This window comes from Stenotrophomonas maltophilia, assembly GCF_003970865.1.
GTDB lineage: Bacteria > Pseudomonadota > Gammaproteobacteria > Xanthomonadales > Xanthomonadaceae > Stenotrophomonas > Stenotrophomonas maltophilia_AR.
Genome location: NZ_RXLZ01000020.1, coordinates 21,393 through 46,935, shown reverse-complemented (window position 1 = coordinate 46,935; position 25,543 = coordinate 21,393). Strand labels below are relative to the sequence as shown.

Sequence of the window (25,543 nt, the reverse complement as noted above, 5' to 3'; positions counted from 1 at the left end):
CCCGGCGCGCTTGCTAGACTGCGGGCATGTTCGCCAATGCCTCGCTCACCGGCAGCAAGCCGGAACAATACGCCCAGCTGCTGGAACAGGCCCGTGGCCTGGTCTACGCAGAGTCCGACCGCATCGCCAACGCGGCCAACCTCTCGGCACTGGTCTACCACGCCCTGCCCGACCTGAACTGGGTGGGCTTCTACCTGTACGACGGCAAGGAGCTGGTGGTCGGCCCGTTCCAGGGCCTGCCGGCCTGCGTGCGCATTCCGCTGGACAAGGGCGTGTGCGGTGCCGCCGCCAGCCAACGCGTGACCCAGCGCGTGGAGGACGTCGATGCCTTCCCCGGCCACATCGCCTGCGATTCGGCCTCGCGCTCGGAACTGGTGGTGCCGCTGCTGCGCGGCGATGAACTGATCGGCGTGTTCGACATCGACAGCCCGAAGGTCGGCCGCTTCGATGCCGACGACCAGGCTGGCCTGGAAGCCATCGCCCGCGTGTTCGTCGAGGCGCTGGGATGAGCGCACCGAAGCTGCGCAACATCGGCCCCAAGAGTGCGGCGTGGCTGCGCCAGGTCGGCCTGCGCAGCCGCGAAGACCTGGTTGCGACCGGCGCAGTCGGCGCCTTCGTGAAGGTCAAGCGCGCCGGCTTCAAGCCCAGCCTGAACCTGCTGTACTCGCTGGAAGGCGCACTGTTGGACTGCCACTGGCAGGAACTGAGCGAGCCGCAGCGCGAGGCGCTGGTGCAGGATTACGAAGCGCGCATTGCCGCGCATCCGCTGAAGGCGGCCGGCCCGGCGTCGGGCCCGGTGCATGAGCAGCGCTTCGATGCTGACGATGACGCTGAGCACAGCGTGGCCGAGCGCGCGGACGAGGATTGAGGCCTCCGCGTTCCTGGGGATGCCGGCCGGCGGCCGGCACTACCATTGTGATGCGGGATCGGTAGCGCCGGGCCATGCCCGGCGAGTGCGCTCAGGGCTGCTGCAGCTCCAGCAGCTCGCCCACCAGCCCGACCTCACCCCGCTCCAGCCACACCCGCAGGCGCGTGCCGTGGTCGATGCGCAGGGCCCAGCACAGCGACATCGGCAGGCCGCAGACCTGGGACAGCACCATGCGCAGCGGGCCGCCATGGCTGACCACCAGCGTCGGCACCGGATCGTCATCATCGAGCAGGCGATCCAGCGCGCGCGCGATGCGCCGCTCGAAGTGGCCCCAGCTCTCGCCATTCGGTGGCGGGAACGCGTGCGGATCGGCATGGAAGGCCGCCAGTGCATCCTCCGGCAGGTCGAACAGCGACTGCCCGTCCCAATCACCGAAATCCAGCTCTTCCCATTCCTCATCCGCTTCCACGTCCAGCCCACGGGGGGTGGCCAGGGCCATCGCCGTGTGCAGCGAGCGCAGCCGTGGCGAACTGATCACCCGTTCCCAGGGCCGCGAGGCGTAGGCGTCGACCAGTTCCTGCGGCAGGCGGGCCAGCTGCGGTGGATCACTGCGGCCATCGAGGAACTCATCGCGACCGTTGCCGGCATGGCGGACCAGGTCGAGGATCATGGCAGTGCAACCCTATACAACGAGCTTGCCGGCGACTGCATCACGCGCGGCGCAGGAAAAATCGACGTTTGAAGCAACATCATGAACACCACTTCTGGACAGCGTCCCCGTAGTGGGGCGCGTCATTCTAGCGTGGGCCGCCCTCAGCCTGCCTGGGAGAGGACCCTGCACGTGATGCGGACAGCGATGCCATCAAGCGTTTGCCCAGCCGGATCATCGGTGCTTCGATGCAGCGATGCCCCAGCGCAGCCAACGGCATTGCGACTGCCAGTACTAGCGCAGCGCACAGCAGATAGCCGGTTGTCCCATCTCCAACGACCGCCAACAGCCGGCGAAGCGCCGGCCCCAGCACAGCGATCACAATGGGATGCCCCAGGTAGAGCGAGTAGCTCACCGTACCCAACCAGGCCGTCGCCCGGTTGACGAGCAAACGCGGCGGGCATTGCGAGCAACCCAACAGCAACGCCAGATAGCCCAGCCCGGCCAGCTGCCATTGTCCTGCCCCGCTCCAGCCACCTGCGATTCCAGCCATGACCAGCAACAGCAGGAGGACACCGGCCATGTTCAGTGCCATTCCCCACAACCGCGCCCGCGCCGGTGGCAGCTGCGAGATTGCGTTGTACGCGTGGAACGCCACCAACCCCATAGCGAACACCGGCGCGTGCGTCAGCCAGCCATAGCCGCCCAGCGAAGCCTCCGCGCGTGCACCCAGCGTACCTGTCCCGGCCAACGCCGCCAGGCCCAGCAGGGACAAGAGGAGCATCCAGGCCCGGCGTCCGTCATCTACCAGCAGGTACAGCGCCGGGAAGATGAGGTAGAACAGCATCTCCACGCCAACCGCCCAGCTGGCCCATACAATGCCCTGCTCCCAGCCGGGGAACAGGTTGAATGTGAATGTGGCGTTCGCAACAATTTCGGCCCACGGGTGGCCGGCATGGCTGCCACGGCCATCGCGGAAGATCGAGAACGCCAGCAGCAGATAGAAGAGCGGTGCGATGCGCAGGAAGCGGTGCAGGTAGAAACTCAGCAACGGCCGGCCGCTGGCTCTGTGACGAGGCTGGGTATAGCACAGGGAGAACGCGCTGATCACAAAAAACAGTGCGACACCCGTGGCCCCCAGCTGCAGGGCGGGCAACAACCAGCCCGCGACAGACAGCGTCGGCGTCGGCATCGACTGCACGTGAAACAACACAACGTAGACGGCAGCCAGGCCCCGAAGCGAATCGAGGAACTGCAGGCGATCCTTTGCAATCATGTTCCAGGTTCCAACCAGAAGCGCGTGCGACGCTGCTCACTCTACCAGCCTGCGATGCCGTAGACTGCGCGCACTTCCAGGTGACCTGCGGCCACAGCCGGCAGGTTGAAACGGGAAGCCGGTGACGCGTGATTCCACGCCAGGCCGGCGCTGCCCCCGCAACGGTAAGCACGTCAGTTCCAGGCAACAACGCCACTGTGCCGCAGGCATGGGAAGGCGCCTGGACGGTGGCCTCGCGCCACCCGGCGGCAAGCCCGGAGACCGGCCCGGAAGCCTCAGGTCGCGATGCGGTGGGCATGGCGCTGGATGACCGCAGCCTGCGCTGCGGCGTCGGCGCATGCCTGCCTTCGCGGCTCCTCCCCTTCGCCACGCGGGCGTGCGTGGCACCTGGAGTCCCCCATGAAGCTGCAGTCCCGAATGCTGTCCCTGGCCGTGCTGGCCGCCCTGCCCGCGCTGGCCCAGGCCGCCGATGACACCACCGCGCTCGACCAGATCCTGGTTACCGCCACCCGCACCCCGATTGCCCTGCAGGACAGCATCGCGCCGGCCCAGGTGATCGACCGCGCGCAGATCGAATCCAGCCAGGCCACTTCGCTGCAGGAGCTGCTGCGCGGCCGCGCCGGCATCAACCTGACCAATGCCGGCGGCCTCGGCAAGCAGAGCTCGCTGTTCCTGCGCGGCACCAACTCGGGCCACACGGTGGTGCTGGTTGATGGCGTGCGCATCAACAGTGCCGACCTCGGCCTGGCCATGTACCAGGACCTGCCGCTGGCGCAGATCGAGCGCGTGGAAATCGTACGCGGCCCGCAATCGAGCCTGTACGGCGCCGACGCCCTCGGTGGCGTGATCCAGATTTTCACCCGGCGCAACCAGGGCGATTTCGCTCCGCACTTCCAGCTCGGCGGCGGCAGCAACGGGCTGCGCGAAGCCAGCGGCGGCATTGGTGGTGGCAGCGAACGCGGCTGGTTCGGTGCGGATATCGCCTACCAGCATTCTGACGGCATCGATGCCTGCCGCGGCTCCGCCTCGGTGTTCACCGCGGGCTGCTTTGCCGACGAGCACGACCGCGACGGCTACCGCAACCTGTCCAAGAGCCTGCGCGGCGGCTACAGCTTCAACGACCAGTGGACCGTGGAAGGCAGCGCATTGCGCGCCGACGGCAAGAACCACTACGACGGTTACTACAACTACTCGGAGACCCGCCAGCAGGTGCTGGCCGGCAAGGTGCGCTACACCCCGTCCGAACGCCTGGCATTCACTGCCAACGTCGGCCGCAGCGACAACGAGTCGGACAACTTCGGCGCACCGGGGGTGTTCGGCAGCGCCCAGACCCATCGTGACAGCGCCTCGCTGCAGGGCGACTTCGGCGTGGCCGAGGGTCAACTGCTGAGTGCAGGCGTGGATTGGAGCGAAGACAACCTGGATGGCAGCAGCGCCGGGTATCTCGTCGACAGCCGCCGCAATACCGGCGTGTTCGTGCAGTACCAGGGCCGCTTCGGCCGCCACCAGCTGCAGGTCAGTGCCCGCAACGACGACAACCAGCAGTTCGGCAACCACGCCACCGGTAGCCTCGGCTGGGCGATGCAGCTGGAGCATGGTCTGCGCGTCAATGCCAGCTACGGCACGGCCTTCAAGGCACCCACCTTCAGCGACCTGTACGACCTGTGGAGCGGCGTGTCGACGTTGAACCCGGAAAAGTCCAAGAGCGCCAACCTCGGCGTTTCGCAGCAGGGTCAGGGTTGGCATTGGGGCCTGGATGTGTACGAAACCCGCATCGATGACCTGATCACCTACGATGCGTCCACGATGAAAATGCAGCAGGTGGAGAAGGCGCGTATCCGTGGCGCCGAGCTGACCGGTGGCGTGCTGTTGGCCGGCTTCGACATCAACGCGCAGCTGAGCTACACCGACCCGCGCAACCGCACCCACGGCAGCACCCAGTTCGACAACTGGCTGCCGCGCCGTGCACAGCAGACCGCGCGCCTGGACATCGACCGCCGCTTCGGCGATTTCCGCGCCGGCCTGACTGTGCAGGGTGCGGGCAAGCGCTATGACAACGCCAGCAACTCGGTGAAGGTTGGTGGCTACGGCACGCTGGACCTGCGCGCCGAGTACGCGCTGACGCCGGAGTGGTCGCTGCTGGCGCGCGCCGCCAACGTGTTCGACCGTCGCTACGAAACGGTGGCATGGTTCAACCAGCCCGGCCGCGAGTACCAGCTGAGCGTGCGTTACCAGCCGAAGTGACCGCAACGGTCATGGTAGTGGCGGCCGCTGGCCGGCAACATCATGACCTTCGGCAACGTCCCCGGGGTTGCCGGCCAGCGGCCGGCACTACCCATTGCGCCGGCCCGGGGTTATCCGTTGCATCAGTCCTGCAACCCCGGCAACTCACGCAGGTCGTCGATCACCGCCACCGCATGCGCGGTGGCCAGGTCCAGGCCGCGCGGGTAGCCGTAACGCACCAGCGCGATTGGCATGCCGGCATCTTCGGCGGCACGGTAGTCGGTCACCGAATCACCGACCATCAGGCAGGCGTCCACCGGCAGCCCGAAGTGCGCGGCGATGTGCCGCAGCGGTTCACCACTGGGCTTGCGCTGCGGCAGCGAATCGCCGCCCAGTATCAGCGCGAACGCATCACCAATGCCCAGGTGCTGCAGCAGCGGCGGTACCAGCGCTTCGGGCTTGTTGGTGCAGATCGCCAGCGGCACGTTGCGTGCACGCAGTTGCGCCAGCGCTTCAGCCACGCCATCGAACAGACGCGGGCTGCGCAGCAGGCATTCGCGATAGTGCACCATGAATACCGGCATCACTTCGGCCAGGTCGATCTCGCGGCCGGCCACATGCACGGCCTGTTCGACCAGGCGGCGCACACCGTCGCCGATCCAACCGAGCACCGTGGTCTCCGGCACGCGTGCCACACCGATGTGCTCCAGCGTGCGGTTCAGCGCTTCGGCGATATCAGCTGCGCTGTCGACCAGCGTGCCATCAAGGTCGAACACGACCAGCGGATAGGGATACGACAAGGGACGGCACCTGCATGACGTGGGGCCGTCCATTGTACGCCGCTGTTTTTTGCGCCGATCCGCCTCAGCCGATCCGGCGCGCGCGGGTAGCCAGGAAGGTGGGCAGATAGCGGTCGATCAGGAAACGCGGCTGCGGCTGCCAGTCTTCCATGAAGCGATCGATGATGAAGCCGGCATCCAGCTGGCCACCGATCAGTTCGGTCAGGCTGTGGCCGAAGGTCAGTGCGTCGCCCCGTGCCAGCTTCGCCTCGCGCTCGGCCGGCGGCAGGTCTTCCAGGTCCGAATAGGGAATGGCGTACTGCGGCCGGATCAGGCCCTGTGCATCCAGCTGCGGATCGCGCGCACCAACGAACAGCACCGGGTTGTAGAAGCTGGCCATCAGCATGCCATCGCGTGCCAGCACGCGGCGGCATTCGGCCCACACCGGGCGCACATCAGGCACATACAGGTTCGAGATCGGGTGGAACACCACATCGAAACTGTCGTTGGCGAACACGTGCAGATCGCGCATGTCACCCTGCACGGTGCGCAGCTGCAGGCCATCGCGCGCGGCGACCCTGCGGTCCTGTTCCAGCTGCCCGTCGGACAGGTCGAACACGGTGACGTCTGCCCCGGCCGCCGCCAGCACCGGCGCCTGCTGTCCACCGCCCGAGGCCAGGCACAGGATGCGACGGCCGCGCACATCACCCATCCAGTCCAGTGGCAACGCACGGGGCGTCAGGTGCACCTGCCAGCGGCCTTCGCGCGCGGCGGCAATCGTTGAACTTTCCACCGGGCGCGACCATTCGCGCACTTCGCTGGCCTGGCGGTCCCAGGCAGCACGGTTGTGGTCGATCAAGGCCTGTCCATGGTTCATGTGTTCTCCTTGCCCGGTGGGCGCCAATCCAGATCCTGGAAGGCCGGGCTGGCGAAACACTCGCCCAGGAAATCCAGGAATCGCCGCATGATAGCGGGCTGCTGGCGCCGTGACGCGTACACGGCATGAATGCCGAGTTCGTCCAGGCTGAATTCGGGCAGCAGTTCGATCAGCTCGCCACTGCGCAGCAGCGGCGCCACCTGGTAGGTCGGCAGCATGGCGATACCGGCACCGGCGCGCACCGCCTCCAGTAGCAGCGAGGCCTCGTTGGCGCTGATGTTGCCGCCCACCGCCACCGACAGCGAACGCCCATCGCGGTGCAGCTGCCACAGGCTCTTGCCGACGTAATGGTGGGTCAGGCAGTTGTGCGCGGCCAGGTGCTCGGGGGCGGTCGGCGTGCCGCGCGCCTGCAGGTACGACGGCGTCGCGCACAGCACCGAGCGGCAGGTGGCCAGCCGCCGCGCGATCAGGCTGGGGTCGATCTGGCGCGCGATGCGCACGGCCAGGTCCACCCGCTCCTCCACCAGGTTCACCGTGCGGTCGACCAGCAGCAGCTCGATGCGTGCCGCCGGGTGGCGCGCGACGAAGCCGGCCACGGCCCGTGCCAGGTGACTCTGCCCGAATGAGACGCTGGCGGTCACCCGCAGCGTGCCGTGCGGCTCGGGATCATCAATGGCCAGCTCGCCCTGCAGTTCTTCGCCGATCGCCAGCATCTGCCGGAAGCGCGCCAGCGCCGCCTCACCGGGGCCGGTCAGGCTGATCCGGCGCGTGGTCCGGTGCAGCAGGCGCGCACCCAGCCAGCCCTCGACCTCGGCCAGGTAGCGGCTGACCATCGCCCGTGACATGTCCAGCACCTCGGCGGCGGCAGTGAGGCTGCCGCGCTCGGCGACCTCGACGAACACGGTCATGGCGGTCAATCGGTCCATATGCTCGATCCATGCAACAAACAAGCGCGTTATACGCTGTTTTTCGATCAACTGCAGCAACCTAGAGTGGCCCTATTCCCAGCCCACACCGCCCCACGGAGTCCTGCCATGAAGATCGCCCTCGTTGGTTCCACCGGCAACATCGGCCGCCAGATCACCCGCCACGCGCTGGCCCACGGCCACGAACTCACTGTCATCGTGCGCAGCGCGCAGGACCTTCCGGCTGAACTGGCCGGCGCCCACCCGGTGATCGCTTCGCTGGATGACCAGGACGCGCTGGTTGCCGCCATCGCCGGCCACGACGTGCTGGCCAGTGCCTACGGCCCGCGCCCGGGCGATGACATCGGCCGCGTCGGCGAGGTCGCTGCGCAGCTGGCTGCCGCCGCACGCAAGGCCGGCGTGCCCCGCCTGGTGGTGGTCGGTGGTGCCGGCAGCCTGGAAGTGGCGCCCGGCGTGCAGCTGGTCGATACCCCCACCTTCCCGGAGGCCTACAAGCCATACGCGCTGGCCCACCGTGAGGCGTTCAACCGCCTGCAGGCAGTGGACGACCTGGACTGGACCTTCTTCTCGCCGGCCGCCGAAATCGGCCCGGGTGAAGAGCGCGGCCAGTACCGCGTGCAGCCCAAGGCCTTCCTCGCCGATGCCAGCGGCCACAGCCGCATCAGCTATGCCGACTACGGCGCGGCGTTCGTCGCCGAGCTGGAAGCGCATGCGTATCCGAAGCAGATCATCACGGCCGCGTATTGATCGACACGCCTGTTCTGTAGAGCCAGGCCCACGCTCGGCTCTACGCAAACATGCCGCCGGGCATGGCTCGGCTCTACACAAGGACATTCCCATGCGTACCGCTACCCTGCTGCTTCCGCTCGCCCTGGCCGCCAGCTTCGCCAGCGCTCCGTTGCTGGCTGCACCGGCCTCCTCCCCGGCGCCGGCCACGGCAACGAAATCCCAGCTGCACCTGCAGACCTTCCATCCCGGCCCGCAGGCGATGTTCTCGGTGTCCTCGGTACTGATCGAAGGCCGCCACGACGCGATCCTGGTCAATGCGCAGTTTGGTGCCAGCGACGCGCGCAAGCTGGTCGAACTGATCCGCGCCAGCGGCAAGCAGCTGACCACCATCTACATCAGCCACGGCGATCCGGATTACTACTTCGGCCTGGCTACCCTGCAGGACGCCTTCCCGCAGGCGCGCATCGTCGCCACCGCGCAGACCGTCGCCCACATCCAGCAGACCCAGGCCGGCAAGCTGGCCTACTGGGGGCCAAAAATGGGTGCCGACGTGCCGGCACGCATCGTGGTGCCGCAGGTGCTGGACGGTGATGCCCTGCAGCTGGAAGGCCAGCGCCTGCCGCTGATCGGCCTGGATGGCCCGACCCCGGACCGCACGGTGCTGTGGGTGCCGTCGCTGCGCGCGATCGTCGGCGGTATTCCGGTGATGGCCGGTGAACACGTGTGGATGGCCGACACGCAGACGCCGAAGTCGCACGCCGACTGGCTGCAGACCCTGCAGCGGCTGCAGGCGCTGAAGCCGAAGGTGGTGGTGCCGGGGCACTACGCGCCGGGTGCGGCGCTGGATGCCAGTGCGCTGCGCTTCACCGCGGACTACATCCGGGCGTTCGATGCCGAGACGGCAAAGGCCAAGGACAGTGCGGCGCTGGTGAAAGCGATGCAGGCGCGCTATCCGAAGCTGGACGGCGTGGCATCGCTGGAGCTGAGTGCGAAGGTGGCCAAGGGCGAGATGCAGTGGCCATGAGGTAGGGGGGGCTTTTGCAGGTCTGCGCCCTGCACCTGCTCAATGCAACGGCAACAGCCGAAGCAACAGCAACAGCTGGCTATCCGTGGGATGGCGAGGTGGGTCCGGTTGCGGGGGACGCCGTGAATCCGTCCATGGAGGCTCGATCGCGCCATCCATGGCGCTCACGCCCCCGCAACTGGACCCACCCCGCCTTCGACAGTTCTCTGCGATCTGCCTGGGTGGCATGTCTGCGCAACCTGTCGGGATGGAATGACCTGCTCTTGGTGGGTGTCGACCTTGGTCGACACGTAGATCCACGCCATGCGTGGATGAACGATCAGGAGCGATCGGTCTGGGTGTGCTCGAACAATTCGCCCTGCACCACCGGTTCCTTCTCGCGGAAGCCACCAAGGCCGACGCCGACCAGGCGGTAGCGGGTCTCCGCCGGCAGGTCGACGCGGGCGCGCAGGGCCAGTGCGATGTCACGCAGTTCTTCCATCGATTCCGGCGGGCGCTCCGGGGTGAAGCTGCGGGTGAGAATGCGGAACTGCGCGGTCTTCAGTTTCAGCACCACGGTGTGGCCAACGCGTTCGGTCTTGCGCGTGGCATTCCAGGTCTTCTCCGCCAGCTGCACGATCGCCTCGCCCAGGTCTTCCAGCGGCAGGTCTTCGGCGAAGGTGTCCTCCGAGGAAATCGACTGCACCTGCTGGTCCGGTTCCACCGGCCGCTCGTCGATGCCGCGTGCGCGGTTGTACAGGCTGCGGCCGAAACTGCCGAACGCCTCTTCCAGATCGATCAAGGCCCACTGCCGCAGGTCGCCGCAGGTGACGATGCCGCGCGCGGCCAGCTTGCCTTCCATCACCTTGCCGACGCCGGGCACCCGGTTCACCGGCAGCGGCAGCAGGAAGGCATCCACGCGCTGCGGCGGAATCACGAACTGGCCATCGGGCTTGCGCCAGTCCGAAGCGATCTTGGCCAGGAACTTGTTCGGCGCGATCCCGGCTGAAGCAGTCAGGTTCGTTTCCTCGCGGATCTGCGTGCGGATGGTACGGGCGATGTCGGTGGCCAGTTCGATGCCGCTTTTCGGCTCGGTCACATCCAGGTACGCCTCGTCCAGCGACAACGGCTCGACCAGGTCGGTGTGGCGCAGGAAGATCGCGCGTACCTGCTGTGACACCGCCTTGTAACGTGCGAAGTCCGGCGGCACGAAGATCGCGTCCGGGCACAGGCGCTCGGCACGCACGGCGGGCATCGCCGAACGCACGCCGAACACGCGCGCCTCGTAGGACGCCGCGCATACGACCGAGCGGGCGCCGCGCCATGCCACAACCACCGGCTTGCCGCGCAGTGACGGATCGTCGCGCTGCTCCACCGACGCGTAGAACGCGTCCATGTCGACGTGGATGATCTTGCGCAGTCGGGTCATGTCAGGCGGAAAGGGCGGGGGCGTGCCGAATGGGCCACACGCCGAAGTATGGTCTTTGCACATCAACAGGATGCGCGTATTCCATTGAAAACACTACGGTTGCGTACGGTTGAAATGTTTGATCGGCGCAGTTTCCACGGGCATCCTCGAGCGCTTGTTTCCCTGTTTCCCCGCTTCCAGGATTGTGCTTCATGACCCGTCTCCACGCGTTCAACCGCGAACAGCTGCTGGCCAGCGCACGCGGTGAACTGTTCGGCGCCGCCGCCGGCCGTTTGCCCAACGATCCGATGCTGATGTTCGACCGCATCACCGACATCCGCGAGGACGGCGGACCGCATGGCAAGGGCATGGTACGCGCCGAACTGGATATCCGCCCGGACCTGTGGTTCTTCGGCTGCCACTTCATCGGCGACCCGGTGATGCCCGGCTGCCTCGGCCTGGATGCCATGTGGCAGCTGACCGGCTTCTTCCTGACCTGGCTGGGCGCCCCCGGCAAGGGCCGCGCACTGGGCTGCGGCGAGGTGAAGTTCACCGGCCAGGTACTGCCGGAGGCCAAGCTGGTGCGCTACGAGATCGACATCAGCCGTGTCATCAACCGCAAGCTGGTGATGGCCCAGTCGGATGCCCGCATGTACGTGGATGACCGCGAAATCTACAGCGCGCGCGATCTGCGCGTCGGCCTGTTCACTGAAACCGGGAGCTTCTGATGCGTCGCGTCGTCATCACCGGCATGGGCATCACGTCCTGCCTCGGCAATGATCTGGATACCGTTTCGGCCGCACTGCGCGAAGGCCGCTCGGGCATCACCGCCCTGGCCGACCACGCCGAAGCGGGCCTGCGCAGCCAGGTCGGCGGTCGTGTCGACCTCGACCTGGAGGCGCTGATCGACCGCAAGCAGAAGCGCTTCATGAGCGATGCGGCGGCCTTTGCCTACCTGTCCATGCGCGATGCCATCGCCGATGCCGGGCTCAGCCCCGAGCAGGTCAGCAACCTGCGCACCGGCCTGATCGCCGGTTCCGGCGGCGGCTCCAGCGAATGGCAGATCGGCGCGGTCGACCTGCTGCGCGAACGTGGTGTGCGCAAGGTCGGCCCGTACATGGTGCCGCGCACGATGTGCTCGACGGTCTCTGCCTGCCTGGCCACCGCCTACCAGATCAAGGGCGTCAGCTACTCGCTGTCGGCCGCCTGCGCGACCTCGGCGCACTGCATCGGCGCGGCGGCGGACATGATCCGCCATGGCGCGCAGGACATCATGTTCGCCGGTGGCGGCGAAGACCTGCACTGGTCGATGAGCGTGATGTTCGATGCGATGGGTGCGCTGTCGACCAGCTTCAACGAGACCCCGGCCAGCGCCTCGCGTCCGTACGACAAGGACCGCGACGGCTTCGTCATCGCCGGTGGTGGCGGCATGCTGGTGCTGGAGGACTACGACCACGCCGTTGCGCGCGGCGCGCACATCCATGCCGAGCTGATCGGCTATGGCGTGACCTCCGACGGCGCCGACATGGTCGCCCCGTCCGGTGAAGGCGCGGTGCGCTGCATGAAGATGGCGCTGCAGGGCGTCGATCGCCCGCTGGACTACCTCAACACCCACGGCACCTCCACGCCGCTGGGCGACGTCACCGAGCTCAATGCGATCCGCGAAGTGTTCGGCGATGCGGTGCCGCCGCTGTCCTCGACCAAGGCGTTGTCCGGCCATTCGCTGGGTGCGGCCAGCGTGCACGAGGCGATCTACTGCCTGCTGATGATGCGCGATGGCTTCGTTGCCGGTTCGGCCAACATCGGCGAGCTGGACCCGAAGGTGGAGAGCTTCCCGATCCTGCGCGAAAGCCGCGAGCAGAAGCTGGATACGGTGATGTCCAACAGCTTCGGCTTCGGCGGCACCAACGCCGCGCTGGTGTTCGGGCGGGTGTGATGGGGGCAGGTGTGCCGACCAACGGTCGGCACCCGTAGAGTCGAGCTTGCTCGACTACATTGAAAAGCGTGCCAACCAAGGTTGGCACCCACCGGGGCATTGGGGTGTGCCGACCAACGGTCGGCATCTACCGGTTACCTCGGCAACAACGGCAGCAGCAGTGCGTGCGCGTCCACCAGCGAACCAACGATGCGGTGGCCCAGTGCGCGCAGTTCTTCGTCAGGATGCACCAGGTCCGGCACCTGGATCACGGTCATGCCGGCGGCCAGCGCCGCACGCGTACCGGCCGGTGAATCCTCCAGCGCCAGGCAGCGTTCCGGGGCCTGGCCCAGCCGCTGCGCGGCCAGCAGGTAGATGTCCGGCGCCGGTTTCGGCCGCGCCACGTCGCCACTGGTGATCACCGCATCGAAATACGGCAGCAGGCCGGCGGCGGCCAGCTTGCGGTTGGCCCGCGGCTGCCGCGTGGTGGTTGCCACCGCACGCGGTACCGCGTGCGCCTTCAACAGCTCCAGCAGCTCCAGGATGCCCGGACGCAGCGGCAGGCCGGTCTGAGTGCGTGCCTCGTACAGCTCATGGCAGCGTGCAGCCACCGCCTCGATCACGCTGTCCTCGATCCCCTGCGCACGCAGCAGCGCGTGCGTGTCGCGGTCACCGAGGCCGACCATGCGCAGGAACACCGCCTCGTCCAGGCCCAGCCCGAACGCGTCGGCCGCCTCGCTCCAGCAGGCCAGCGAGACCCGCTCGCTGTCGATCATCAGGCCGTCCATGTCGAAGATGACGGCGTCGGGGAGGAACGGCAGCGCAGCGATGGTGGTCATGGAGCGAACAGCGTATCCAGGTCGGTGGAGGTGAGCTGCCGCCATTGCCCCTCGTCCAGTCCCTGCAGGTCCAGCCCGCCGACGCGGCTGCGGTGCAGGGCCTGCACGTGGTTGCCGGTGGCGGCGAACATGCGGCGTACCTGATGGTAGCGGCCTTCGTGCAGCACCAGGCGCGCGCGACGCGCATCGAGCACTTCCAGTTCAGCCGGCAGCAGGGGCGTCTTCTCGGACTCCAGCATCAGCGTACCGCTGGCGAACAGCGCTACCTCGTCGCCGCGCAGGTCGTCGCTCAACTCGACCTCATAGACTTTCGGCAGCTTCGACTTCGGCGAGATGATCCGGTGCAGCAGGCTGCCATCGTCGGTCAGCAGCAGCAGGCCACTGGTCTCGCGGTCAAGGCGGCCCACCGTGGACAGCACCGGATCACGGTCGCGGAAGCGCGGCGGCAGCAGGTCGTAGATCAGGCGGCCGGTATCCTTGGTCGAACAGGTGTAGCCGGCCGGCTTGTGCAGCGCGATCGACAGGCCCACCGGCGGGTCCAGCGGCTCGCCGTCGACGCGGATCGCCTCGTGCGGCACCTGGTCGTCGGCATACAGCACCTCGCCGTCGGCGTCGGTGACGCGGCCTTCGCGGAACATCCACTGCACCTGCTTGCGGCTGCCATAGCCCAGGTTGGCGATGAGCTTGACCAGCTTCACTTGCCCTTCCCCTTCACCGCTTCCACCAGCTTGAAGCCATCACGCTCTGCGATCACGCGCACCGCGCCAAAGCTCTCGTTGAGCGTGTACTCGTACGGCAGGTGGCGATTGGCCACCACGTACAGGCGTCCGCTCGGGCGCAGCGCCTGCGCGGCCACGGCGATGAAGCGCTGGCCGATGTCCGGGCGATCGGCGCGCGACGGCGTGTGGAACGGCGGGTTGCTGATGATGACGTCATAGCCCGGCTCGATGCCCGCGGTGACGTCCTGCCACAGGAAGCGCAGCGGCAGCGGGCGCGGCGGCGGCGCCAGATTGAGTTCGGCCAGTGCCAGCGCGCGCTGCTCGGCTTCGTACAGGTCCAGCGCGGTGATCTTCGGGCAGCGTTCCAGCAGCTCGCGCGACAGGTAGCCATAGCCCGCGCCGAGGTCGGCGGCGCGGCCGGCCAGGTCGGCCGGCAGGTGCTCGGCCAACAGCGCCGACGCCGGGTCGATGCGATCCCAGGCGAACACGCCCGGGCGGCTGAGGAAACGGCCGCCGACGATCGGCCGCACCGCATCCAGTGCCGACCAGCGCTTGGCCAGGTCGGCGTCGTGCTGGCCCTGCATCGGGGCGGTCCAGTACACGCGGCAGTGGTTCTTGGTCAGGCTGCCGCCGAGTCCGGTCAGCTGCTTGAGGTCACCCTCGCCCGAGCGTGCACCTTCGTTGTTGGACTGGCAGGCAACGATGCGGCCGCCGTCGGCAACCAGCGCCAGCGCGCGGGCGAACAGCGCGCGGGCTTCTTCACGCTGGCGCGGCGGCAGCACCAGCACCAGCGGGTAGCGGCCCTTGCCGGCCACATCATCCAGCTGGCCGCTGACGGTCCAGCCGGCGGCCTGCTGCAGCGGCTGCGCGAACGGGGCAAAGCTCTGCTCGCAATGCACCTCGCGGTTGCCGGCCGCTTCGCGCAGCGGCCAGCCGTCGCGGGCACGCAGGAAGGCCACCGGGCCCTCCGGCCAGCGCAGGGCGCCTTGGGAGAACGGCAGGAACAGGGTCTGCAGGGGGGCGTCGTCGCTGGAGGCCATCGGCGCGGGTACTTCAAGCGTGAGGGCCGTCCATTGTACCGGCTTGGCCGGGCCGGCCCCGGCAGCCGCTTTGCGAAACCCGAACGGGGCCTTGATCCGCCAGAAACATTGGAACGTTCAGGGTAGAGGCTCCCCCGGAAACCCAGGAGAACCTGCATGCGAGCCTTGTTCGTCGGTGGCGTGGTCGACAACAGTGAAATGGACCTGGAAGGCAGCCATCCGCCCGTGCATTACCCCGAGGACACCGGCGGCGGCCACTCGCGCTACCGGCTGCACCAGGTCGGCCATGGTGCCGACGGCAGCGTGGCCTATGCGGTGTATGGCGCGCCGGACCTGGCCGACGACGAGGTGGCCAGGGTCGCAGAGGAACGTGCGTACGCACGCCGGTTCGAAGCGACGCCGACCTTGTTCGAGCACTGAGCGCAGCAGCCACGCATGGCGTGGCTCTACTGCAACCTCTGGTAGATCCACGCCATGCGTGGATGGCATCAGGCCTGGCCGATGACGAGGTCACGCATATCCATGCGTGGCCCTTTCAAGTAGATCCACGCCATGCGTGGATGGGCCCAGCAGGTTGCCGTCAAACCCTCGGCGGCAACCTGCGGATGCTGGCGATCTCGTCCAGCCACACATGGTGCTGCTGCACCGGCGTGTCGTAGTCATCCAGGCGCAGCTGGCCGTTGCTGCCTTCGTCGCCTGCTTCGTTGCGGTACTGCTGCACGGTCGGCTTCACCGCCACGGTGCCGAGCAGCTGGCGACCATCGTGCAGGGTAAGTTGCACCTGCGTTTCACCTTCCAGCTGCGGCAGCAGGGCTTCCAGGCGCGCGATCTGCGCCGGATCGGTATGGATGCGGGGAGCTGTACGGGACATCGGCGACCTCCTGCGTGCAGGGTCGCCGATCGGCCGTGAATGCTCAGTGCAGCGCGCTGTCCGCGCGTGGCACCTGCACCTTGCGTACCGCAGCCACCAGCTGGGCCACCGAGTACGGTTTGGCGACATGTTCCTGGAAGCCGGACGCCAGCGCTCGGCGCCGGTCATCGGCACGTGCAAGCGCGGTCACGGCAACCGCCGGCAGGGTCATCGCATCCACGCCCATGTCCTCGCGCAGCGTGCGCACCAGGCCATAGCCATCCATGCCCGGCATGCCGATGTCGGTCAGCATCACGTGGTACTGCAGGTGGCCGGTATCAGCCAGCAGCGCCAGCGCTTCACCGGCCGAGCTGGCGGCCGACACGCTCGCGCCCTGCTCTTCCAGCATGCGCCGCAGGTACTCCAGCACTTCCGGCTGGTCTTCCACCGCCAGCACGTGCATGCCGCGCAGCGGATACGGTTCAACGATCACCGGCTCCAGGATAGGCCCGCTGATCACTTCGCGCAGTGGCCGCCGTTCGGCATCGGGAATGTGCTGCGGCAGACGCACGGTGAAGGTGGCGCCGTGGCCATGGCCTTCGCTGGCAGCGGTGACGGTACCGCCATGCAGTTCGACCAGCTGCTGCACGATGGCCAGGCCCAGGCCGAGGCCGCCATGACGGCGCGTGGTGGTGCCATCGGCCTGGCGGAAGCGGCTGAACAGATGATTGAGGAATTCGGGCGCGATGCCGTCGCCGGTGTCGCGCACGGTGATCACCCAGTGGTTGCCGTCGGCCTGCAGCTGCAGGTCGATGCGGCCTTCGGCCGGGGTGAACTTGATCGCATTCGACAGCAGGTTCCACATCACCTGCTGCAGGCGGGTGGCATCGCCCAGCACCAGGCTGGGCTGCTCCGGCAGCAGCAGGCTCACGTCCAGTGCCTTGCCTTCGGCGACCAGCTCCTGCGCACCGATGGCTTCGCCCAGCAGGTCGCGCAGGTCCAGTATCTCCACCTCCAGCTGCACCTTGCCCAGCAGCATGCTGCTGAGGTCGAGCATGTCCGAGATCAGCCGCTTCTGCGCACCGGCGCTGTTGGCGATCACGTTCAGGCCCTTGTACAGCGGGCTGGTGTTGTCCACGCGCTGCAGCAGCAGCTCGCTCCAGCCGAGGATGGTGGTCAGCGGCGTACGCAGTTCATGCGACAGCGTGGCCAGGAACTCGTCCTTCAGCCGCGCCATGTTCTCGGCGGCGCTGCGCGCGGCACGCTCGGACTGCAGCAGCTCCTCGCGGGCCAGTTCGATCTCGCGGCGTTCGGTCACGTCCGGGCTGCTGCCGGCCAGGCCGATGAAGCGGCCCATCCGCGAGAAGCGCGGGCGTGCGTTCATCTCCAGCCAACGCCACTCGCCATCGGCGCGTCGGGCCCGCACCAGCGCATGCATCGACCGCTGCGCCTTCAGTGCTTCCTGCAGTTCGTACTCGAACACCGACGCATCATCCGGATGCACCAGGCCGCGCCAGACATCTTCCGGCACGCGTGTTTCGTCACCGCCGAAGAACTCGCTGAAAGCGCTGTTGACGAAACGGGCATGGCCGCGCTCGTCGAGCACCCACACCGGCATCGGCAGGCCGTCGGCCAGCGCACTGAAGCGGGCTTCGCTTTCGCCCAGCTCCACTTCCATCTGCTTGCGTGCGGTGATGTCGAAGAACAGGATGCCGACCTTGTCTTCGCCCGGACGGCCCACGCGCACCGCATCCACCGCGAACGAGCGGCCCAGCGCACGCGCTTCCATCTCGAACTGGGCGGGGCGGCCACTGCGCGCGACTTCGCCGTAGATGCGGAACCAGTCTTCCTCGTGGCCCGGTTCCAGCGCCGTCATGCGCTGGCCACGCGCATCCTTCAAGCCGGTGTGGCGCTCGAACGCATCGTTGACCTCGATGAAACGGTAGTCCACTGCGCGATCACCCTCGAACAGCACCTGGATCACGCAGAAACCGGCGTTGATGCGCTCAAGCACGCCATGATGCAGGTCGGGTTCGGGCGCTGGCACCATCATCGGTGGGCGCTCCACGAGGGGCGGCAGTGTGGACAAGGGCGTCTGTGCAGGCCGGATTGGAAGCACAGCATCTTCCAAAGCGCGTATTCACAGCGTCAAGCGTCGTCAGTCATGGTTGACGTCGATGAATTGGCGGCAACCACCCTTGCGCACGACGCAATCGGCCATTGCGGTGGCCCGGCCACAGGATCACACTCGATCTGTGATCAACATCGTCCCCAGCGCGGGGACGCAGGAGACCGTCATGAAACGCTCACTCGCGATTGCCCTGCTGGCAGGCGCCCTGGTGGCGGGCGGCGCCAACGCTGCACCGCGTACCGTGACCGATGCGGACGCGCCGCGCGCGTTGCAGGCCGATGGCCCGGTCAGCGTGAAATGGGAGGATCCGGCCAAATTCACCGAGATCCGCCAGAGCACCAACCGCTTCGAGGCCGAACGCGGTGACTGGGTACAGCAGCTGGCCCGCCACCTGCAGACCACCGCTGCCAAGCCGCTGCAGCCTGGGCAGACCCTCGATGTGACCCTGGTGGACATCAAGCGTGCCGGTGACTACGAGCCGTGGCACGGCCCACGTGGCCGCGACATCCGGATCATGCGCGACATCTATCCGCCGCGGATCAGCCTGCAGTACACGTTGAAGGACGCCAGCGGCCGTATCGTCAGCGAGGGCGATGCGCGCCTCAGCGATACCGGCTACCTGCACAACCTGGGGCTGAGGAGCGACAGTGATCCGCTGCGCTACGAGAAACGCCTGATCGATGACTGGGTGAAGCGCCAGCTGGCCAGCCAGGCCACCGCTGCGCGTTAGGCCCCTCGGTCGACACGCATTCACAGCGCCGACCAAGGTCGGCCGCTACCAGAGCGGCGCATGGCGACCGCTGCGCGTCAGGCCCCTCGGTAGGTGTCGACCTTGGTCGACACGCATTCACGGCGCCGACCAAGGTCGGCCGCTACCAGAGCCGCGCATGGCGACCGCTCCGCGCTAGGCCCTTCGGTAGGTGTCGACCTTGGTCGACACGCCCTTCACGGCGCCGACCAAGGTCGGCCGCTACCAGAGCCGAGCGTGGGCTCGGCTCTACACGTACACCTTCGCCACGCGCTTGACCGCGCACGGCAGCTGGTACGCGCTCACGCCGCAGCGCGGCGCCAGTTCGGACAGCGTCGGCGCTGAACCCCACAGTTCCACCACGCTGCCGATGCCGGCCTGCGCATGCGCGGTCAGGTCCACGGTCAGCATGTCCATCGACACGCGCCCGATCAGCGCACCGGGCTGGCCGTCGATCAGCACCGGGGTGCCATTCGGGGCGAACTGCGGATAACCGTCGGCATAGCCGAGCGCGACCACACCCACGCGGGTGCGCGCCTTGGCCACGAAGCGCGCGCCATAACCCACCGGCTCACCCGCCTCGATCCAGCGTTCGGCGATCACCTTCGACTGCATCGTCATCACCGGGCGCAGGCGCTCGGTCAGTGCGGTGTTGTCCGGCAACGGATTGGCGCCGTACAGCATCAGGCCCGGGCGTACCCAGTCGCTGCGTACATCCGGCCAGCCCAGCAGCGCCGGCGAATTGCACACGCTGGTCTCGCCCTCCAGACCGTCGATGGCCCGCGCGAAGGTCGCCGCCTGTTCGTGGGTGCGTTCGCTGTCCAGCTCATCGGCGCGCGCCAGGTGGGTCATCAGCACGATGCGCTCGACCTGCGGCAGCGCCGACAGGCGTGCATGCGCGGCACGGAAGCTGTCCACGTCCAGGCCGAGGCGATGCATGCCACTGTCCAGCTTCAGCCACACCGTCAACGGACGCGGGCTGTCGAAGGCAGCGACGGCCTCAAGTTGCCACGGCGAACCCACGGCGAACCAGAAGTCATGCTCGGCCACCAACGCCATGTCGCTGGGCTCGAAGATGCCTTCCAGCAGCAGGATCGGCGCACGGATGCCGGCCTGGCGCAGTTCCAGTGCCTCTTCGATGGTGGCCACGCCGAAACCATCGGCCTCGCCTTCCAGTGCCTGCGCACAGCGCACTGCGCCGTGGCCATAGGCATCGGCCTTGATGATCGCCAGGGCCTTGCCACCGCCCAGTTCACGGGCCAGCCGGTAGTTGCTGCGCAGGGCGCCCAGATCGATCAGCGCGCGGGCAGGACGCATGTGCGGTTCTCTTGTTGCGGCGCGTGACCGTACTGGCCGTAGCGGAAAATATCCAGGCCTTCGGTGCTGATCTGCGGCTGGCGCGCGCTCATCAGGTCGGCCAGGTAGCGGCCCGAGCCGCAGGCCATGGTCCAGCCCAGCGTGCCGTGGCCGGTGTTGAGGTACAGGTTGCGGAACGGCGTGGCGCCGATCACCGGCGTACCGTCCGGCGTGGCCGGGCGCAGGCCGGTCCAGAACTGCGCGCGCGACAGGTCACCGCCCTTCGGGTAGAGGTCGCTGACCACCAGCTCCAGGGTCTCGCGGCGGCGCTGCGACAGCGACAGGTCGAAGCCGGCCACTTCGGCCATGCCACCGACGCGGATGCGGTCGTCGAAACGGGTGACCGCCACCTTGTAGCTCTCATCGAGGATGGTCGAGGTCGGCGCCATCGCCGGGTCGGTGATCGGCAGGGTCAGCGAGTAGCCCTTCAGCGGGTACACCGGCAGGCGCATGCCCAGCGATGCGACCAGCGCCGGCGAATAGCTGCCGAGCGCGACCACGAAGCGGTCGGCGGATTCCAGCTTGCCGTCGATGCGCACGCCGGTGATGCGGTCGCCATCGACCTCCAGGCCGGTGATGTCCTGGTCGAAGCGGAACTCGACACCGGCATCCACGCACATCTGCGCCAGGCGGCGGGTGAACAGCTGGCAGTCGCCGGTCTGGTCACGCGGCAGGCGCAGCGCGCCGACCAGGCCATCGACATGGGCCAGGGCCGGTTCGGCCTGGATGATGCCAGCGCGGTCCAGCACCTCGTACGGCACGCCGTACTGGGCCAGGATCTCGATGTCCTGCGCCGAGGCATCCAGCTGCTGCTGGGTGCGGAACAGCTGGGTGGTGCCCAGGTCGCGGCCTTCGAACTCGATGCCGATCTGCGCGCGCAGCTCGTTCAGGCAGTCGCGGCTGTACTCGGACATGCGCACCATGCGCGCCTTGTTGATCGCGTAGCGCTCATGGGTGCAGTTGCGCAGCATCTGCCACAGCCAGCGGTACTGGGCCAGATCCATGCCCGGCTTGATCGCCAGCGGCGCGTGCTTCTCGAACAGCCAGCCGATGGCCTTCTTCGGCACGCCCGGGGCCGCCCACGGCGAGGTGTAGCCGAACGACAGCTGGCCGGCATTGGCGAAGCTGGTCTCCAGCGCCGGCCCGGGTTGGCGGTCGATGACCGTGACTTCAAACCCGGCCTGTCGCAGGTACCAGGCACTGGTGGTGCCGATCACGCCGCTGCCGAGAACTAGGACTCGCATGGGACTTCTCCAACCCGATCATTCCCTGCACTGGAGCGTGCCGGGACCATAATTGGGGAAGTATAGACAGCCATTCCCAGTTGATTTGCCTGTTTTGAAATCAACCGGCAGGATGTTCTCCTGCAATTCATTCCCCAAGGTTGACGGCCATGGCCACCCGTATCCGCGAACTGGACAAGATCGACCGCAAGATCCTGCGCATCCTGCAGGCCGAGGGCCGTATCTCCTTCACCGAGCTTGGCGAGCGGGTCGGCCTGTCGACCACCCCGTGCACCGAGCGCGTGCGTCGATTGGAGCGCGAAGGGGTGATCACCGGCTACCACGCCCACCTCGACCCGGCTGCGGTGAAGGCCAGCCTGCTGGTATTCGTGGAGATCAGCCTGGCGTACAAGTCCGGCGACATCTTCGAGGAGTTCCGGCGTGCGGCCCTGAAGCTGCCGAACGTGCTGGAGTGTCATCTGGTGTCGGGCGACTTCGATTACCTGCTGAAAGCACGGATCAGTGAAATGGCCTCCTACCGCAAGCTTCTCGGCAGCACGTTGCTGACACTGCCGCACGTACGTGAGTCGAAGAGCTACATCGTGATGGAAGAGGTGAAGGAAACGCTGAGCCTGCCGATTCCGGATTGAGGCGGTTGCAGGATGGGGTCAGAGCCCGCTGTGCGGGATCCGACCCCGGAGTCCGTCAACGCTGCTGCGGATGTTTCTGCGAGCGCTGTTCCTGTTGCTTGCCGCCCTTGTGCGGCTGCTGCGGGTCCATCTGCTGTTGCTGTTGCTGCTGTTGTTGCTGCTGCGGGTTGCGGCCCTGCGGTTCCTTGCCGGGATGACGGTTCTGCTGGTTTTTCATGATCGCGATCCAGTGGACGAAGGACATGCGGCGGCGGAATGCCGGCGCAGGGCCACGGTGGTCCTGGAACGGTTAATCGCAGGCGAAAAAGCAGTGATCGCCAGGAAGCTGTTTTCGTGCGTTCAGCCCGCACCGCGTGCGGTCGCTGCCAACCTGCGTTGGTACCCGAGGTCAGCGCTTGATCTGCTGGCCATCGCCGGCCGGCACGCTGTCGTAATAGCGGCCGGTGCGCGAGTCGAACACGCGGTTCGGGCCGGCCGGGCGCACCCCGGGAACGATGCGGCCATTGCGGTCATAGACCTTGTCGGCCGGCTTCGGTACCGGCGCCGGCGCAGCCTGGGCCGGACCGGTGGACTTGATCGGCTGTGCCGGCTGCGGCGAGGGCAGTACCTGCGGCTGCGGGCGCGCAGCCTGTGGCGGCGGCACCACCGGCTGCGGTGCCACGGTGGTGGCACTGCGGGTGGCGGTCGGGCTCGACGACGTCGGTACCTGGGCCTGCGCGACCAGGGGCAGCAGGGCCATCAACAGCAGGGAAAGGGTCGGTTTCATGTCACGCTCCGGCGTGGATCGCATTCACCTTGCGCCTGCACCTGTGTGCCGGCCATGAACGGCCATCACACTTGCAAGCACGCGCCGGCACCCCCACGTTTTCCGGCATCCCCAGGCCATCGACCCCACGGAGCGCCGCCATGACCGCCTTCGACCTGACGCCCCCCACTGCTACCCAGACCGAGGCGCTGGTCGCCGGCCTCAGCAGCGAGGAACGCCGCGTGCTGCTGCAGCACGGCACCGAGGCGCCGTTCTGCGGCGTATTCCTCGACAACAAGCGCGAGGGCGTCTACTGCTGCCGGCTGTGTGCGCTGCCGTTGTTCCGCTCCAGCACCAAGTTCGATTCCGGCACCGGCTGGCCCAGCTTCTTCGCGCCGTTCGATCCGGCGCACGTGCGCGAGATCCGCGATACCAGCCACGGCATGGTCCGCACCGAGATTACCTGTGCGCGCTGCGGCAGCCACCTGGGCCACGTGTTCCCGGACGGCCCGCCGCCCACCTTCGAGCGCCACTGCCTGAATTCCGTCTCACTTTCGTTCACCGGCAACGGCGAGCCCTGGCCCGATCCATTGCAGCGTGGCGGCGCGGAAAGCGGTGTGGCGGGCTGAAATACCCCGCTGACCGATTTCACAGAATTCCCTCTTCAGAAATCCGGGCGATGGGCCGACAAGGAGATATCCCCTCTCCTTGCGTCGCCCCATGCTCATCATCGTTGGATTCCTGGTCGTCATCATCAGCGTGCTCGGGGGCTACCTCGGGGCCCACGGACGCCTGGGTGCCCTCTGGCAGCCCTACGAGCTGGTCATCATCGGCGGCGCCGCGCTCGGCGCCTTCCTGGTCGGTACCCCGGCCAAGACGGTCAAGCAGACCCTGCAGGCCATGGTCGGCGTGTTCAAGGGCCCGCGCTACAAGCAGCAGGACTACATCGATGTCCTCAGCCTGCTCTATGAACTGCTCAACAAGGCCCGCCGCGAAGGCTTCATGGCGCTGGAAGACCATGTCGAGCGGCCGGCCGAGAGCGCGCTGTTCGGCAACTACCCCAAGGTGCAGGCCGACCACCACCTGATCGACTTCATCACCGACTGCCTGCGCCTGATGATCGGCAGCAACATCGAGCCGCACGAGCTGGAACCGCTGCTGGAACTGGAGCTGGAAAAGCACCACGCCGAGGCGATGGCACCGTCGCAGGTGATGAACAAGGTCGCCGACGGATTGCCCGGTTTCGGCATCGTGGCGGCGGTGCTGGGCATCGTCATCACCATGGGCTCGATCGGCGGCGACATCGTCGAGGTCGGCGGCCACGTGGCCGGCGCGCTGGTCGGCACCTTCCTCGGCATCCTGCTGGGCTACGGCTTCGTCGGCCCGATGGCGGCCGCGATGGAAGCGCGCGCCGAGCAGGACAGCCGCATCTACGAATCGGTCAAGACCGCCCTGCTGGCCTGCCTGCGTGGCTACAACCCGAAGATCGCGCTGGAATTCGCCCGCAAGACGCTGCCGTCGAACGTGCGCCCGGCCTTCTCCGATTTCGAGCAGCACCTGAAGACGGTCAAGTAAGCCATGGCCGAGACCAAGCCCACCGTCATCGTCCGCCGGGTCAAGAAGGCCGGCCACGCCGCCCACCATGGCGGTTCGTGGAAGGTGGCCTATGCCGACTTCGTGACCGCGATGATGGCGTTCTTCCTGGTGCTGTGGTTGATGGCCACCACCAACAAGAACGACCGTGCGGCCATTTCCGAGTACTTCCGCAACCCCAGCCCGCTGAGCGGGCAGAACGCCACGCCGGCCCCCGGCATGGCCGGCCCGGGCGGCGCCAGTACCTCGATGATCAAGCTGGGCGGTGCCACCGACATCTCGCGGGGCAGCAGCAACGATCCCTTCCAGAACCAGAAGGAAGCAGTACCGCAGCCGGTGGACCAGCAGCAGCGCGACAAGCAGCAGCTGGAAGCGCTGATGAAGGAGCTGCAGGAAGCGATCAGCAGGAGCCAGGCACTGGAGCCGTTCAAGGACCAGCTGCTGCTGGACCTGACCCCGGAAGGCCTGCGCATCCAGATCGTGGACAAGCAGAACCGGCCGATGTTCGACCTCGGCAGCGCCACGCTGAAGCCGTACACGCAGCAGATCCTGCACGAGCTGGCCGAGTACCTGAACCACGTGCCGAACCGGATCAGCCTGACCGGCCATACCGACATCACCGCCTATTCGGCCGCGCGCGGCTACGGCAACTGGGAACTGAGCGCCGATCGTGCCAACGCCGCACGCCGCGCACTGGTGGACGGCGGCCTGGAGGACAGCAAGATCACCCGCGTGGTCGGCCTGTCTTCGTCGGTGCTGTTCGACAAGACCGACCCGCAGAACCCGATCAACCGCCGCATCAGCATCGTGGTGATGACCCAGGCCGCCGAAGCAGCCGCACTGGCCGGCGCCGGCCCGCAGGTGGGGCTGTCGGCGCCCACCGCCGACCCGGACGTGCAGGCTGCACAGGGGCCGGCAAAGTAAACGGTGGGTGCGGACCTTGGCCCGCACATCCGGGAGAAGCGTGCGGACCAAGGTCCGCACCCACCAGGGGCA

28 protein-coding genes and 1 riboswitch are annotated in these 25,543 nt (G+C 67.4%); of the genes, 13 read left to right on the top strand and 15 right to left on the bottom strand.

What is annotated here, in order from left to right:
- Positions 1–26: 26 nt before the first annotated feature.
- Entirely contained in the window at positions 27–509 is a 483-nt protein-coding gene (locus EKL94_RS08825) for a free L-methionine (R)-S-oxide reductase MsrC (RefSeq protein WP_005407940.1), read from the top strand.
- On the top strand, positions 506–868 hold the full coding sequence (locus EKL94_RS08820; protein WP_126928789.1) for a TfoX/Sxy family protein: 363 nt from the start codon (positions 506–508) through the stop codon (positions 866–868). The genes EKL94_RS08825 and EKL94_RS08820 overlap by 4 nt, the downstream gene beginning before the upstream one ends.
- Positions 869–959: 91 nt before the next feature.
- Here EKL94_RS08820 and EKL94_RS08815 read toward each other — a convergent pair whose 3' ends face one another.
- The gene (locus EKL94_RS08815) at positions 960–1,538 is read right to left on the bottom strand and encodes a histidine phosphatase family protein (protein ID WP_126928788.1); all 579 of its coding nucleotides are present in this window, start codon (positions 1,536–1,538) and stop codon (positions 960–962) included.
- Between the two features lie 127 nt (positions 1,539–1,665).
- Positions 1,666–2,793 carry an acyltransferase family protein gene (locus tag EKL94_RS08810; protein WP_126928787.1) on the bottom strand — a complete coding sequence of 376 codons (1,128 nt, stop codon included), beginning with the start codon at positions 2,791–2,793 and terminating at the stop codon, positions 1,666–1,668.
- A 61-nt stretch (positions 2,794–2,854) separates the two neighbouring features.
- Positions 2,855–3,077: riboswitch (cobalamin riboswitch) on the top strand.
- 115 nt (positions 3,078–3,192) lie between these two features.
- Between EKL94_RS08810 and btuB the strand changes: the two genes are divergently transcribed.
- Entirely contained in the window at positions 3,193–5,037 is a 1,845-nt protein-coding gene (gene btuB / locus EKL94_RS08805) for a TonB-dependent vitamin B12 receptor (protein ID WP_126928786.1), read from the top strand.
- A 122-nt stretch (positions 5,038–5,159) separates the two neighbouring features.
- Here the strand turns inward: btuB and gph are convergent, their stop codons facing one another.
- The 3 genes from gph to EKL94_RS08790 form a co-directional block, all read right to left on the bottom strand.
- Positions 5,160–5,816, bottom strand: coding sequence for a phosphoglycolate phosphatase (gene gph / locus EKL94_RS08800; protein ID WP_126928785.1), 657 nt, complete (start codon positions 5,814–5,816; stop codon positions 5,160–5,162).
- 64 nt (positions 5,817–5,880) lie between these two features.
- Positions 5,881–6,672, bottom strand: a complete 792-nt coding sequence (locus EKL94_RS08795) for a class I SAM-dependent methyltransferase (protein ID WP_126928784.1) — start codon at positions 6,670–6,672, stop codon at positions 5,881–5,883.
- Positions 6,669–7,598 carry a LysR family transcriptional regulator gene (locus EKL94_RS08790; RefSeq protein ID WP_126928783.1) on the bottom strand — a complete coding sequence of 310 codons (930 nt, stop codon included), beginning with the start codon at positions 7,596–7,598 and terminating at the stop codon, positions 6,669–6,671. The genes EKL94_RS08795 and EKL94_RS08790 overlap by 4 nt, the downstream gene beginning before the upstream one ends.
- A gap of 108 nt (positions 7,599–7,706) precedes the next feature.
- Between EKL94_RS08790 and EKL94_RS08785 the strand changes: the two genes are divergently transcribed.
- Together EKL94_RS08785 and EKL94_RS08780 are read left to right on the top strand one after the other, a co-directional pair.
- Positions 7,707–8,345 carry an NAD(P)-dependent oxidoreductase gene (locus tag EKL94_RS08785; RefSeq protein ID WP_126928782.1) on the top strand — a complete coding sequence of 213 codons (639 nt, stop codon included), beginning with the start codon at positions 7,707–7,709 and terminating at the stop codon, positions 8,343–8,345.
- Between the two features lie 91 nt (positions 8,346–8,436).
- Positions 8,437–9,351 (top strand): MBL fold metallo-hydrolase, encoded by a 915-nt coding sequence (locus tag EKL94_RS08780; protein WP_126928781.1) that lies wholly within the window; start codon positions 8,437–8,439, stop codon positions 9,349–9,351.
- A gap of 319 nt (positions 9,352–9,670) precedes the next feature.
- Here EKL94_RS08780 and dinB read toward each other — a convergent pair whose 3' ends face one another.
- Positions 9,671–10,759, bottom strand: coding sequence for a DNA polymerase IV (dinB, locus tag EKL94_RS08770; protein ID WP_126928780.1), 1,089 nt, complete (start codon positions 10,757–10,759; stop codon positions 9,671–9,673).
- Between the two features lie 191 nt (positions 10,760–10,950).
- Between dinB and fabA the strand changes: the two genes are divergently transcribed.
- Together fabA and fabB are read left to right on the top strand one after the other, a co-directional pair.
- Entirely contained in the window at positions 10,951–11,466 is a 516-nt protein-coding gene (gene fabA, locus EKL94_RS08765; protein WP_049480813.1) for a 3-hydroxyacyl-[acyl-carrier-protein] dehydratase FabA, read from the top strand.
- Positions 11,466–12,674 carry a beta-ketoacyl-ACP synthase I gene (fabB, locus tag EKL94_RS08760; RefSeq protein WP_014645811.1) on the top strand — a complete coding sequence of 403 codons (1,209 nt, stop codon included), beginning with the start codon at positions 11,466–11,468 and terminating at the stop codon, positions 12,672–12,674. The genes fabA and fabB overlap by 1 nt, the downstream gene beginning before the upstream one ends.
- A 134-nt stretch (positions 12,675–12,808) precedes the next feature.
- Here the strand turns inward: fabB and EKL94_RS08755 are convergent, their stop codons facing one another.
- From EKL94_RS08755 to EKL94_RS08745, 3 genes are read right to left on the bottom strand one after another with little or no spacing between them, the layout of a single operon-like run.
- Positions 12,809–13,492, bottom strand: a complete 684-nt coding sequence (locus EKL94_RS08755; protein WP_049449764.1) for an HAD family hydrolase — start codon at positions 13,490–13,492, stop codon at positions 12,809–12,811.
- Positions 13,489–14,190, bottom strand: a complete 702-nt coding sequence (locus EKL94_RS08750) for a pseudouridine synthase (RefSeq protein WP_126928779.1) — start codon at positions 14,188–14,190, stop codon at positions 13,489–13,491. Before EKL94_RS08750 ends, EKL94_RS08755 begins: the two co-directional genes overlap by 4 nt.
- A complete protein-coding gene (locus tag EKL94_RS08745; protein ID WP_126928778.1) occupies positions 14,187–15,251 on the bottom strand; it encodes a class I SAM-dependent methyltransferase in 1,065 nt (354 codons plus the stop codon). Before EKL94_RS08745 ends, EKL94_RS08750 begins: the two co-directional genes overlap by 4 nt.
- 156 nt (positions 15,252–15,407) lie before the next feature.
- Between EKL94_RS08745 and EKL94_RS08740 the strand changes: the two genes are divergently transcribed.
- Positions 15,408–15,671 (top strand): hypothetical protein, encoded by a 264-nt coding sequence (locus EKL94_RS08740; RefSeq protein WP_005407925.1) that lies wholly within the window; start codon positions 15,408–15,410, stop codon positions 15,669–15,671.
- Positions 15,672–15,831: 160 nt separating this feature from the next.
- Here EKL94_RS08740 and EKL94_RS08735 read toward each other — a convergent pair whose 3' ends face one another.
- Entirely contained in the window at positions 15,832–16,122 is a 291-nt protein-coding gene (locus EKL94_RS08735; RefSeq protein ID WP_126928777.1) for a DUF3247 family protein, read from the bottom strand.
- 43 nt (positions 16,123–16,165) lie between these two features.
- Positions 16,166–18,154, bottom strand: coding sequence for a hybrid sensor histidine kinase/response regulator (locus EKL94_RS08730; protein ID WP_126928776.1), 1,989 nt, complete (start codon positions 18,152–18,154; stop codon positions 16,166–16,168).
- 244 nt (positions 18,155–18,398) lie between these two features.
- Here EKL94_RS08730 and EKL94_RS08725 point away from each other — a divergent pair, with 244 nt between their 5' ends.
- Entirely contained in the window at positions 18,399–18,962 is a 564-nt protein-coding gene (locus EKL94_RS08725; RefSeq protein ID WP_126928775.1) for a DUF3016 domain-containing protein, read from the top strand.
- 267 nt (positions 18,963–19,229) lie between these two features.
- Here the strand turns inward: EKL94_RS08725 and alr are convergent, their stop codons facing one another.
- A complete protein-coding gene (gene alr / locus EKL94_RS08720) occupies positions 19,230–20,297 on the bottom strand; it encodes an alanine racemase (protein ID WP_126928774.1) in 1,068 nt (355 codons plus the stop codon).
- The gene (locus tag EKL94_RS08715; protein WP_126928773.1) at positions 20,276–21,580 is read right to left on the bottom strand and encodes a D-amino acid dehydrogenase; all 1,305 of its coding nucleotides are present in this window, start codon (positions 21,578–21,580) and stop codon (positions 20,276–20,278) included. Before EKL94_RS08715 ends, alr begins: the two co-directional genes overlap by 22 nt.
- 149 nt (positions 21,581–21,729) lie before the next feature.
- Here EKL94_RS08715 and EKL94_RS08710 point away from each other — a divergent pair, with 149 nt between their 5' ends.
- Positions 21,730–22,209: an Lrp/AsnC ligand binding domain-containing protein gene (locus EKL94_RS08710; RefSeq protein ID WP_019660918.1), complete on the top strand. Its 480-nt coding sequence runs from the start codon at positions 21,730–21,732 to the stop codon at positions 22,207–22,209.
- A 55-nt stretch (positions 22,210–22,264) separates the two neighbouring features.
- Here EKL94_RS08710 and EKL94_RS08705 read toward each other — a convergent pair whose 3' ends face one another.
- Together EKL94_RS08705 and EKL94_RS08700 are read right to left on the bottom strand one after the other, a co-directional pair.
- Entirely contained in the window at positions 22,265–22,453 is a 189-nt protein-coding gene (locus EKL94_RS08705) for a lana protein (RefSeq protein ID WP_126928772.1), read from the bottom strand.
- A gap of 144 nt (positions 22,454–22,597) precedes the next feature.
- The gene (locus tag EKL94_RS08700; RefSeq protein ID WP_126928771.1) at positions 22,598–22,975 is read right to left on the bottom strand and encodes a classical arabinogalactan protein 4; all 378 of its coding nucleotides are present in this window, start codon (positions 22,973–22,975) and stop codon (positions 22,598–22,600) included.
- A gap of 140 nt (positions 22,976–23,115) precedes the next feature.
- Between EKL94_RS08700 and msrB the strand changes: the two genes are divergently transcribed.
- The 3 genes from msrB to motB all read left to right on the top strand — a co-directional run bounded on the left by msrB (position 23,116) and on the right by motB (position 25,471).
- Positions 23,116–23,583: a peptide-methionine (R)-S-oxide reductase MsrB gene (gene msrB / locus EKL94_RS08695; protein ID WP_106466945.1), complete on the top strand. Its 468-nt coding sequence runs from the start codon at positions 23,116–23,118 to the stop codon at positions 23,581–23,583.
- Between the two features lie 91 nt (positions 23,584–23,674).
- On the top strand, positions 23,675–24,529 hold the full coding sequence (gene motA / locus EKL94_RS08690) for a flagellar motor stator protein MotA (RefSeq protein ID WP_126928770.1): 855 nt from the start codon (positions 23,675–23,677) through the stop codon (positions 24,527–24,529).
- Positions 24,530–24,532: 3 nt separating this feature from the next.
- Positions 24,533–25,471 (top strand): flagellar motor protein MotB, encoded by a 939-nt coding sequence (gene motB, locus EKL94_RS08685; protein ID WP_126928769.1) that lies wholly within the window; start codon positions 24,533–24,535, stop codon positions 25,469–25,471.
- Positions 25,472–25,543 lie beyond the last annotated feature (72 nt).

Coding starts and splice junctions, on each gene's coding strand:
- EKL94_RS08825 (WP_005407940.1), top strand. CDS start 27: ATGTTCGCCAATGCCTCGCTCACCGGCAGCAAGCCGGAACAATACGCC.
- EKL94_RS08820 (WP_126928789.1), top strand. CDS start 506: ATGAGCGCACCGAAGCTGCGCAACATCGGCCCCAAGAGTGCGGCGTGG.
- EKL94_RS08815 (WP_126928788.1), bottom strand. CDS start 1,538: ATGATCCTCGACCTGGTCCGCCATGCCGGCAACGGTCGCGATGAGTTC.
- EKL94_RS08810 (WP_126928787.1), bottom strand. CDS start 2,793: ATGATTGCAAAGGATCGCCTGCAGTTCCTCGATTCGCTTCGGGGCCTG.
- btuB (WP_126928786.1), top strand. CDS start 3,193: ATGAAGCTGCAGTCCCGAATGCTGTCCCTGGCCGTGCTGGCCGCCCTG.
- EKL94_RS08795 (WP_126928784.1), bottom strand. CDS start 6,672: ATGAACCATGGACAGGCCTTGATCGACCACAACCGTGCTGCCTGGGAC.
- EKL94_RS08790 (WP_126928783.1), bottom strand. CDS start 7,598: ATGGACCGATTGACCGCCATGACCGTGTTCGTCGAGGTCGCCGAGCGC.
- EKL94_RS08785 (WP_126928782.1), top strand. CDS start 7,707: ATGAAGATCGCCCTCGTTGGTTCCACCGGCAACATCGGCCGCCAGATC.
- EKL94_RS08780 (WP_126928781.1), top strand. CDS start 8,437: ATGCGTACCGCTACCCTGCTGCTTCCGCTCGCCCTGGCCGCCAGCTTC.
- dinB (WP_126928780.1), bottom strand. CDS start 10,759: ATGACCCGACTGCGCAAGATCATCCACGTCGACATGGACGCGTTCTAC.
- fabA (WP_049480813.1), top strand. CDS start 10,951: ATGACCCGTCTCCACGCGTTCAACCGCGAACAGCTGCTGGCCAGCGCA.
- fabB (WP_014645811.1), top strand. CDS start 11,466: ATGCGTCGCGTCGTCATCACCGGCATGGGCATCACGTCCTGCCTCGGC.
- EKL94_RS08755 (WP_049449764.1), bottom strand. CDS start 13,492: ATGACCACCATCGCTGCGCTGCCGTTCCTCCCCGACGCCGTCATCTTC.
- EKL94_RS08745 (WP_126928778.1), bottom strand. CDS start 15,251: ATGGCCTCCAGCGACGACGCCCCCCTGCAGACCCTGTTCCTGCCGTTC.
- EKL94_RS08740 (WP_005407925.1), top strand. CDS start 15,408: ATGCGAGCCTTGTTCGTCGGTGGCGTGGTCGACAACAGTGAAATGGAC.
- EKL94_RS08735 (WP_126928777.1), bottom strand. CDS start 16,122: ATGTCCCGTACAGCTCCCCGCATCCATACCGATCCGGCGCAGATCGCG.
- EKL94_RS08730 (WP_126928776.1), bottom strand. CDS start 18,154: ATGATGGTGCCAGCGCCCGAACCCGACCTGCATCATGGCGTGCTTGAG.
- EKL94_RS08725 (WP_126928775.1), top strand. CDS start 18,399: ATGAAACGCTCACTCGCGATTGCCCTGCTGGCAGGCGCCCTGGTGGCG.
- alr (WP_126928774.1), bottom strand. CDS start 20,297: ATGCGTCCTGCCCGCGCGCTGATCGATCTGGGCGCCCTGCGCAGCAAC.
- EKL94_RS08715 (WP_126928773.1), bottom strand. CDS start 21,580: ATGCGAGTCCTAGTTCTCGGCAGCGGCGTGATCGGCACCACCAGTGCC.
- EKL94_RS08710 (WP_019660918.1), top strand. CDS start 21,730: ATGGCCACCCGTATCCGCGAACTGGACAAGATCGACCGCAAGATCCTG.
- EKL94_RS08705 (WP_126928772.1), bottom strand. CDS start 22,453: ATGTCCTTCGTCCACTGGATCGCGATCATGAAAAACCAGCAGAACCGT.
- EKL94_RS08700 (WP_126928771.1), bottom strand. CDS start 22,975: ATGAAACCGACCCTTTCCCTGCTGTTGATGGCCCTGCTGCCCCTGGTC.
- msrB (WP_106466945.1), top strand. CDS start 23,116: ATGACCGCCTTCGACCTGACGCCCCCCACTGCTACCCAGACCGAGGCG.
- motA (WP_126928770.1), top strand. CDS start 23,675: ATGCTCATCATCGTTGGATTCCTGGTCGTCATCATCAGCGTGCTCGGG.
- motB (WP_126928769.1), top strand. CDS start 24,533: ATGGCCGAGACCAAGCCCACCGTCATCGTCCGCCGGGTCAAGAAGGCC.